Annotated in this window: 10 protein-coding genes; 6 read left to right on the plus strand and 4 right to left on the minus strand. The window is 57.9% G+C overall.

All coding sequences use genetic code 11. The features are described from left to right. The first annotated feature begins 48 nt into the window (after nt 1-48). Both AC13CY_RS17180 and AC13CY_RS17185 read left to right on the plus strand, forming a co-directional pair. On the plus strand, nt 49-714 hold the full coding sequence (locus AC13CY_RS17180; protein WP_172514775.1) for an alpha/beta hydrolase: 666 nt from the start codon (nt 49-51) through the stop codon (nt 712-714). After that, the gene (locus AC13CY_RS17185) at nt 715-1710 is read left to right on the plus strand and encodes a YihY/virulence factor BrkB family protein (RefSeq protein ID WP_172514774.1); all 996 of its coding nucleotides are present in this window, start codon (nt 715-717) and stop codon (nt 1708-1710) included. 74 nt (nt 1711-1784) lie between these two features. Here AC13CY_RS17185 and AC13CY_RS17190 read toward each other — a convergent pair whose 3' ends face one another. Together AC13CY_RS17190 and AC13CY_RS17195 are read right to left on the minus strand one after the other, a co-directional pair. Continuing rightward, nucleotides 1785-2030 (minus strand): PIN domain-containing protein, encoded by a 246-nt coding sequence (locus tag AC13CY_RS17190; protein ID WP_390624436.1) that lies wholly within the window; start codon nt 2028-2030, stop codon nt 1785-1787. Nucleotides 2031-2241: 211 nt separating this feature from the next. Further along, nucleotides 2242-3111, minus strand: a complete 870-nt coding sequence (locus tag AC13CY_RS17195; RefSeq protein WP_062375436.1) for a LysR family transcriptional regulator — start codon at nt 3109-3111, stop codon at nt 2242-2244. A 119-nt stretch (nt 3112-3230) separates the two neighbouring features. Here AC13CY_RS17195 and AC13CY_RS17200 point away from each other — a divergent pair, with 119 nt between their 5' ends. Then, nucleotides 3231-4094, plus strand: a complete 864-nt coding sequence (locus AC13CY_RS17200) for a cation diffusion facilitator family transporter (protein ID WP_089675650.1) — start codon at nt 3231-3233, stop codon at nt 4092-4094. A gap of 73 nt (nt 4095-4167) precedes the next feature. Here the strand turns inward: AC13CY_RS17200 and AC13CY_RS17205 are convergent, their stop codons facing one another. After that, nucleotides 4168-4380, minus strand: a complete 213-nt coding sequence (locus AC13CY_RS17205) for a DUF3008 family protein (protein ID WP_062375438.1) — start codon at nt 4378-4380, stop codon at nt 4168-4170. 107 nt (nt 4381-4487) lie between these two features. Here AC13CY_RS17205 and ybaK point away from each other — a divergent pair, with 107 nt between their 5' ends. The 3 genes from ybaK (at nt 4488) to AC13CY_RS17220 (ending at nt 7376) form a co-directional block, all read left to right on the plus strand. Beyond that, complete coding sequence (gene ybaK / locus AC13CY_RS17210; protein WP_137095010.1) at nt 4488-4955, plus strand: Cys-tRNA(Pro) deacylase; 468 nt, start codon at nt 4488-4490, stop codon at nt 4953-4955. 108 nt (nt 4956-5063) lie between these two features. Further along, nucleotides 5064-6455, plus strand: coding sequence for an ATP-dependent RNA helicase DbpA (gene dbpA / locus AC13CY_RS17215; protein ID WP_089675652.1), 1392 nt, complete (start codon nt 5064-5066; stop codon nt 6453-6455). Between the two features lie 48 nt (nt 6456-6503). After that, nucleotides 6504-7376: a PA4780 family RIO1-like protein kinase gene (locus AC13CY_RS17220; RefSeq protein WP_089675653.1), complete on the plus strand. Its 873-nt coding sequence runs from the start codon at nt 6504-6506 to the stop codon at nt 7374-7376. A gap of 69 nt (nt 7377-7445) precedes the next feature. On the opposite strand, the gene AC13CY_RS17225 is transcribed toward AC13CY_RS17220, so the two are convergent. Next, nucleotides 7446-8451 (minus strand): transketolase-like TK C-terminal-containing protein (locus AC13CY_RS17225; protein ID WP_483052831.1); only part of this gene is annotated, 1006 nt, incomplete at its 5' end.

The following is an 8451-nucleotide window of genomic DNA, read 5'->3' on the forward strand; positions in this document are numbered from 1 at the left end:
CTGCTTTAGGCTAGGGTGACGCTTTTAATATCAGTAAGGAAATAACCCATGACAGCCCCAGGCGAACTGATTATTGAGCCAAAAAATGGTCAACCCGCCGATGCGTGTGTGTTTATTATTCATGGCCTAGGTGCCGATGGGCATGATTTTGAACCCCTAGTGCCCGCCTTAGCGCTGCCAGAAAGCGCCAACGTGCGTTTTATTATGCCCCATGCGCCGCGCCTGCCGGTCACCATTAACGGCGGCATGGTAATGCCCGCCTGGTACGACATTCTGGCGATGGATTTGGGCCGCCGGGTTGATGAAGTTCAGCTGAAAAAATCCGCCGAGCGTATTCAGGCGCTGATTCAAGAACAGATCGATCAGGGTATCGATAGCCAGCGGATCATCGTGGCGGGCTTCTCCCAAGGCGGTGCGGTGGCGTATCAGGCTGCGCTCTCGTTCCCGCAGCCGCTTGGCGGGCTGTTGGCAATGTCGACCTATTTTGCCACCGCCGATAGCATCGAGCCTGCCGAGGCGAACCGTCAGGTGCCGATTGAAGTTCATCACGGTAACTTCGACCCCATCGTGCCTGAAACCTTGGGCCGTAGCGGCGTTGAGCGTTTAAAAGCCATGGGTTACAACGTCAACTATCGCCAGTACCCCATGGCCCATGCGCTATGCCCACAGCAGGTCAACGATATCGGCAAGTGGCTGGGCGAGCGGTTAGGCTAAATGGATAGCCATCGCCGAGGCCGTGCTGCCGATGTGCCCAGCGATATCCCTCAGCGGGGCTGGCATGATATTGCATGGCGAGTAGTGCGCGCGGCCCGCCGGGATAGAATCACTATGTTTGCAGCTGGCGTCGCTTTCTATGCACTGCTGGCGCTGTTTCCGACCATCGCGGCGGTAATTTCGGTGTGGGGGCTGCTGTTTGATCCAGTGGAGGCCGGGCGGCAGCTCTATACGATTAGTCGCTTTATGCCCCCTGATGCTGCCAACCTGATTGATCAGCAGGCGCAAGAGGTGGTGGAGAGCACTGAGTCTGGCAATGTGATGACCGCCTTGGCAGGGTTATTGATTGCCATGTTTATCGCTTCGAAAGGGGTGTCGGTGTTAGTGATTGGCTTAAACGCCGTTTACGGCGAGCAGGAGAAGCGCTCTATGCTGTATAGAGCGCTGGTGCTGGTCTCGCTGACCTTTGGTCTCATTGTGATGACGCTTGTTTCCCTTGGTTTTATTGCCGTTGTGCCGGTGGTGGTGGATAGGCTAATGATTGATCCGCCGCTGGATAGAGTGCTGCAGTGGCTGCGTTGGCCGGCACTGTTAGTGCTAATGAGCTTATTGATTGCCATGCTGTATCGCTTCGCGCCCTATCGGCGCTCACCGCAGTGGCGCTGGTTGAGTTACGGCACCCTGTTTGCAACGCTGATGTGGCTGTTGGGCTCCGGTGGTCTTTCGCTCTACGTGCGCTACTTTTCGACCTTTAGCGAGCTGTACGGCTCGCTAGGCGCGGTGGTGGCGTTGATGCTGTGGTTTTGGCTCTCGGCGTTTGTGGTGCTGTTTGGGGCTGAGCTTAACAGCGAGATGGAGCGCCAAACCTGTCATGACACCACTATCGGTGAGGTGCGCCCCTTAGGAGAGCGACAAGCGTTTGCTGCCGATACCATTGGCGTTGAAAACCCTTGGAATAGCGATAAATCCGAAAGCCAACAACGCCCCTGTGATTGAGTGGGTACAACGTGCCACCGCCCAGCAGTGCTGGGCGGTGAAAGTTAAAGCCGTGGGTGTTTCGCTGGGTACTGTTAAAGCAGTTCCTCGGCGGCCATGCCGCAGGTGTTGGCGGTGAGGTAGGGTGTGTCGATCTGCCCGACGTTGCCCAAGCAGACAATCTTGGTGTTACGCCCGGCGCGGGTGACCAGCTCTTCAAGCACGGTCATAGGGATAACCACATCATGCTCATCAAAATGATAGAGCGCAGTCGGGTCGTGGATCAGGACATTCGTGTCTAGGACATACAGCCTAGTCGCTTTCTTATCGAGTCGTACCATCGCGGAAACTACTCCTTGGTTGACGGCAACATCGACACTGGCAGACGCACTTTACGCTTAGATGACACTTGCCTGTGTCGGTTCTCTAGCGTGTCCTTTGGGCTCCTTCAATGGCTTTTTTTACAGCGTGGTGGGCAATCGCTTTTTTCGCCACTGCTAAATTTCAACGTTACTCATGCGCCGTGCTCGGCTTTCCGACTGAGAGGGGGCCTCAGCGTGTGGTACCCAAGAAACGGATGACGTTGGTCAGCAGCGCCGTGGCGACCACCCCAAGGCTCTCGCCTTCCACGTAACGGTAGTAGTGGCTTTCCAGCAGCAGGTCGTGGTTGAGCGCACACAGCGTGTGATTGGTTAAGGCGTCTTTAACCAGCGGGTAAGGCAGTAGCGCCCAGCCGGTCCCGTTAATTACCGCATCGCGAATCACCTCGAACATAGTCAGGCCCAGATAGTTGGTGGAGAACAGCGCCTCGCTCACCAATTTGTCGCCTTGGTCGAAGGTCAGGCATACCTGGGTGTACTGTGCCAAATCATCTTTGGTGACGTTGGGCAGGCGACTGAGTGGATGCCCAGGTGCCGCCACGAGACTCATGCTCACCGGGGCAAGGTTGCTGGCGTTCACCGCGGCCCCTTCAGCGGTGTAGAGCCCAAAGGCAATATCCACCGTTTGGCGCAGCACGAACTGGGCGTGCTCCTGAGGTGGGAGCAGGTATACCGAAATGGCCGTGAGCGGGTAGCGCTGCTTCAGGTCGTGCATGACCTGTCTCCAAAACGCTTCGGGCAGGGCATCGTCCCGCGCGATGCAGAGCTGGCTCTCAACGCCCTGCAAGTGCTGCTGGCAATGTTTATTGATGCGGCTGGCGCTGGTTAGCAGGCGGTAGCAGTCGGGGAGTACGCTTTCCCCCACCGCTGTTAGCTGTAGGCTGTTACCCGAGCGCTCAAACAGCGCCACGCCCAGACTATCTTCCAGCGCATTCACCGCGGCGCTCAGCGTGCTGCGCTTTATGCCGGTATGCCGGGCAGCGGCGGCAAACGACCCATGTTCTGTGACATCAATAAACGCCTGTACCTGTTCTGCGCGCATGCAAACTACCTTGTGAAAACCCTTTGAGCGCCAATATAGTTGGCGCTGAGCGATTGGTGAAGCGCTAATGCACCCATTATGATGGCGGTCTTTTATCACCCTCTATTGGAGCAACCCGCGTGACCCCCTTTGTCGCCGAGCGCCGAGCGCTTAGATTTTCCGCCATTTCTGCCAGCCTATTTGCCTTTACCGGGCTTGCCTTAGGCCTTGCCAGTGGCTCAATTACGATACTCTTCGATAGTGGCTATTCGCTATTAAGTTTAGTGCTGGCATCGCTGTCGCTGTTTGCACTTCAACAGGCCCGCAAACCTGCGGATGATCACTACCCCTTTGGGCGGCTGACGGTCGAGCCGCTGGCCGTGCTGCTCAAAGGCGTGGTGATTGCGCTGGTGTGCCTGTTCTCCCTGGTCTCTGCTTTGTGGAGCTTGGCGCAGGGAGGACGTTTGGTCACGCTGGACTTGGCGCTGATGTTTGGCGTGGTCAACGTGAGCGGCTGTTTGCTCACCTGGGGGTGGTTGAACCGCTACGCCAAGGTCGCGCAGTCCTCGCTACTGGCTGCAGAGCTTCGCCAGTGGCAAATGGATACTTGGCTGAGTGCCGCCGTCATGCTGGGCTTTGCCCTTACCTGGGGGTTAACCCTCTCGCCTTGGGAACACTTGGCGCGTTTTGCGGACCCGGTGATGGTTCTTATCATAGCCGGTTACTTCCTGCCCATGCCCATTCGTATGGTCAAAGGCGCGCTGCGCGAGTTGATGTTCGGCGAACCGGTCGGCAGCGTGCGCCAGGAAGTGGTACAAGAAGTGGCGGAGTTCGATATCGCCGACGACGATGTACGCCTTGCGCAGGTAGGCAGCTTCCTGATGGTCGACATTCAGCTCGATAAGCAGCAAATCGATGACGCGGAAGAGATCGTCGAGAGCGTTGAGCAGCACTGTAAACTGCGTAATCTGCGTCCGGTGACGAGTATTACGCTGGTTACATAGTGGCCGAATCAAAAACTATTGACGCTATTGCAGTTGGGGGTGATATCTAGCGCTACCGACAACGGGTGTCGGCTTAATACTGCACTTTTGAGGGTTGCAAAAACATGCCATTGCGCCGCTGTTTGCCCTTACGCTGGGTACCCTCCATCTCTTCCAACTCCTCTTCGCTCATCGAGTCATACATCCCTTTCGAGGCGTCATACAGCTCGCTTGGCTTGGTCTCACCGCGCTTAGCCGAGAGGGCAGCCCCGGCGGCTTTCTGTTGTGCTTTAGAGGTGGCTTTCATTTAACGACTCCTGTCAGTTGACTTCCCTTAAGTGCTCACGCTATTAAGCCTAGCAGTGGGTAGTGTTGTTTCCAGACTGACGAGCGCGTTTAACATAAGAGAGCTTCATGACACCGGCGATTAATAGCGCAAGGCACGCAGGTATTGCCTTTCAACTTCACGAGTATCATCACGATGCTGATGCCTCATCCTACGGGCTAGAGGCGGCTGAAAAGCTGGGTGTAGCCGCTGAGCAGGTGTTTAAAACACTGGTGGTGAGCCTAGATGGCAAGCAATTGGCGGTCGGCATTGTGCCGGTGAATTGTCAGTTAGGGTTGAAACGCATTGCCAAAGCGGCAGGTGCTAAAAAGGCCACGATGGCTAGCCCAAAGATTGTGGAACGCACGACGGGCTACGTGCTGGGCGGCGTTAGCCCATTGGGCCAGAAAAAGCGCTTACCGACCTTCATTGATGCCTCTGCACAGCAGTGGTCGACGCTATACGTGAGCGCCGGGCGACGTGGGTTGGAAATCGAGCTCTCGCCGGAGGACCTTGCCGCACTCAGCCAAGGGCGATTCGCAGCGCTCTCTGCGTAGGCACGACGCGTCAGGATCAGCGCGTGGCAAAGCAGGGGGTGGCACTTTCTGGTATGGTGCTTCACATTATCGGTTTGCTGGGCATCACGCCCCCTTCAGGAATTTTTCGTGTCAGATACCTCGTTTGCCTCTCTTGCCCTCTCGCCCGCGCTGCTGAGCACGCTCGACTCTCTGGGCTATCACGACATGACGCCCGTTCAGGCGCAGAGCCTGCCGCCCATGCTGGTGGGGCGCGATGTGATGGCGCAGGCCAAAACGGGCTCGGGTAAAACCGCCGCGTTTGGTTTGGCGCTGTTGTCACAGCTGCGTGTAGAAGCCTTCAGCGTACAGGGCTTGGTGCTGTGCCCCACCCGCGAACTGGCGGATCAGGTCGCCGAGGAGCTGCGACGCCTGGCGCGGGGCATGCCCAACGTCAAAGTACTCACACTGTGTGGCGGCGCGCCCTTTGGGCCGCAGCTCGCATCGCTGGAGCACGGTGCTCATATCGTGGTGGGCACGCCGGGGCGGGTGGACGAGCACTTGCGCAAAGGCTCGCTCACGCTTGGGTCGCTGGCCGTGCTGGTGCTGGACGAAGCCGACCGTATGCTGGACATGGGCTTTCAGGTCACCATCGACGACATCATCGCCGATACCCCCGCTGACCGACAAACGCTGCTGTTCAGCGCGACGTTTCCCGATGAGCGGGAGGGGCTGGCAGCCATGACCCGCGGCGTGCTGCGCGACCCGGTCAGTGTCAAGGTGGCAGAGACCCACGATGCCACGACCATCGAGCAGCACTTTTACCGTGTGTCTCATGACGACGACCGTTTTGCTGCATTGACCGAGCTGCTGCTCGCCACGCGGCCTACCACCAGCGTGGTGTTCTGTAACACCAAGCGAGAAACCCAAGCCGTGGCCGATAGCTTGGTCGACGCGGGATTTAGCGCCGTCGCCTTGCACGGTGATCTTGAGCAAAAAGATCGTGACCGGCTATTGGTGCTGTTCGCCAACCAAAGCGCATCGATTTTGGTCGCCACCGATGTGGCCGCCCGCGGGCTCGACATTGCTCAACTAGATGCCGTTTTCAATTACCAAATCGCCCGCGAGCTGGACGTCCACGTTCATCGCGTCGGCCGCACGGGGCGCGCAGGAGCCAGCGGTATCGCCTGTACCCTGGTCACACCGCAAGAAGATTATCGACTCGAACGCCTCGCTGAGCTGTTGGGCGAGCCGCTCGCGACCGAGCCGCTGCCGAAAGCCACCAACGGTTCGCCGTTCGAGCCCCCCATGGCCACGCTACAGTTGGCGGGTGGCAAGAAAGATAAGCTGCGCCCTGGCGACATTCTGGGAGCATTGACCAGCGAAGGCGGTCTGCGCGGTGATCAGGTGGGTAAGATCAAGGTGTTGGCTCGAAGCGCTTACGTCGCGGTGGCGCGCAGCGCTGTCCAGAAAGCTCAGGCCAAGCTGGAGCGGGATAAACTCAAAGGGCGCGCTTTCCGCGTGCGACGCATTCGCCATTAACGATCCCAATGACGTGGTCGCTATCATAAGGAGCCTTCGCAGCAAGCTATGAAAACACCCAAACGATTACAGCCCTTGGTCGATGACGGCCTGATCGATGAGGTGCTGATGCAGTTGATGAGCGGCAAGGAAGCGCAGGTGTATGTGGTGCGCTGCGGCGGCGACACACGCTGTGCCAAAGTATTCAAGGAAGCCAAGCAGCGCAGTTTCAAGCAAGCGGTGCAATACCAGGAAGGGCGTAAAGAGCGTAACAGCCGCCGAGCGAGGGCCATGGCCAAGAAAACCCGCTACGGCCAGAAAGAGCAGGAGCAGGCGTGGCTCACCGCCGAGGTGGACGCGCTGTATCGCTTAGCCGCAGCTGATGTTCGTGTGCCAAAGCCCTATGGCTTTGTGGATGGCGTGCTGCTGATGGAGATGATCACCGACGCCGAAGGCGATGTAGCACCGCGCTTAGACGATGTTACCCTGACCGAAGAGCAAGCCTTACGCTATCACGCCAAAGTGATCCAGGACGTGGTGAAAATGCTCTGCGCGGGTCTGATTCACGGTGACCTATCTGAGTTCAACGTGCTGGTCGATGCCGATGGCCCAGTCATTATCGACTTGCCCCAAGCGGTAGACGCGGCCGGTAATAACAGCGCCGCCGCCATGCTGGAGCGCGATGTCGATAACATGCGCGCTTATTTTGGTCGCTTTGCCCCCGAGCTGCTCACTACTCACTACGGCAAGGAAATGTGGGCGCTTTATGAAGCGGGCGAGCTGCACCCCGATAGCAAACTCACCGGCCACTTCGAGTTTGATAGCCACATTGCCAACGTGGATGAGCTGATGGAAGTCATCGACGACGCCAAAGAGGAAGAAGCTGAGCGTCAGGCGCGAATGCGTGATGACGACGAGGATGCAAACTCACAACCATACTGACTATACCCTCAATAATTAGGCTCTTCTTATTTTAGAAGTAATTTGAAGAGCCTGATCATGAGATAATTATTAATTAAAACTTAGCTTAAACAGCTCATTGGCTTGTTTGACGATGTTCTCGACGGTAAAGCCGAAGTGCTTGAACAGCTCGCCCGCGGGTGCCGACTCACCGTAGGTGGTCATGCCAATCACGCGGCCGTCGAGGCCCACGTACTTGTACCAGTAGTCGGCGTGGCCCGCTTCGATGGCGATACGCTTGGTCACGGCTTTGGGCAACACGCTTTCACGGTAGTCGGCATCTTGGCCGTTGAAGCGGTAAGCGGACGGCATGGAGACCACGCGCACGGCTTTACCTTGCTGCTCCAGCTCGGCCGCGGCATCCATCGCCAAGGCGACTTCGGAGCCGGTCGCGATCAGGATGAGGTCCGGCGTGCCGTTGCACTCTTTGAGTACGTAAGCGCCGCGCTGAATGGACGCCAACTGCGCCTTGGTGCGCGCCTGATGCGGTAGGTTCTGACGTGAGAGCACCAGCGCCGTCGGGCCGGAGTGGCGCTTGATTGCGGCATCCCAGGCGGCAGCGGTTTCCACTGCGTCACAGGGGCGCCAGGTATTCAAATTCGGCGTAGTACGCAGGCTGGTGAGCTGCTCGATCGGTTGGTGGGTCGGGCCATCTTCACCCAGGCCGATGGAGTCGTGGGTAAATACGTAGATAGCCTGCTGGCCCATCAATGCCGCCATGCGCACGGCATTGCGCATGTACTCCATGAAAATCAAGAAGGTTGCGCCATAAGGCACGAAACCGCCGTGTAGAGCGATACCGTTCATCACTGCGCCCATGCCGAATTCACGCACGCCGTAGTGGAGATAGTTGCCGCTGGCATCGTCTGGAGTGATCGCCTTGGCGCCCTTCCAGAACGTCAGGTTGGAAGGCGCCAAGTCAGCGCTGCCGCCGAGCAGTTCCGGCATTTGCGGGCCAATCACGTTCAGCGCTTCAAACGACGCTTTACGCGAGGCAATGCTGTCGCCTTTCTCTTGGGCCTGCTCGATCAGCGCTTCAGTCGTCAACTCCGTGGGC

The organism is Vreelandella sp. L-15 (genome assembly GCF_056857635.1).

What these genes read in the sequence shown, in the direction of transcription:
- AC13CY_RS17185 (WP_172514774.1), top strand. Translation starts at nt 715, where the DNA reads ATGGATAGCCATCGCCGAGGCCGTGCTGCCGATGTGCCCAGCGATATC.
- AC13CY_RS17190 (WP_390624436.1), bottom strand. Translation starts at nt 2,030, where the DNA reads ATGGTACGACTCGATAAGAAAGCGACTAGGCTGTATGTCCTAGACACG.
- AC13CY_RS17195 (WP_062375436.1), bottom strand. Translation starts at nt 3,111, where the DNA reads ATGCGCGCAGAACAGGTACAGGCGTTTATTGATGTCACAGAACATGGG.
- AC13CY_RS17180 (WP_172514775.1), top strand. Translation starts at nt 49, where the DNA reads ATGACAGCCCCAGGCGAACTGATTATTGAGCCAAAAAATGGTCAACCC.
- AC13CY_RS17220 (WP_089675653.1), top strand. Translation starts at nt 6,504, where the DNA reads ATGAAAACACCCAAACGATTACAGCCCTTGGTCGATGACGGCCTGATC.
- ybaK (WP_137095010.1), top strand. Translation starts at nt 4,488, where the DNA reads ATGACACCGGCGATTAATAGCGCAAGGCACGCAGGTATTGCCTTTCAA.
- AC13CY_RS17205 (WP_062375438.1), bottom strand. Translation starts at nt 4,380, where the DNA reads ATGAAAGCCACCTCTAAAGCACAACAGAAAGCCGCCGGGGCTGCCCTC.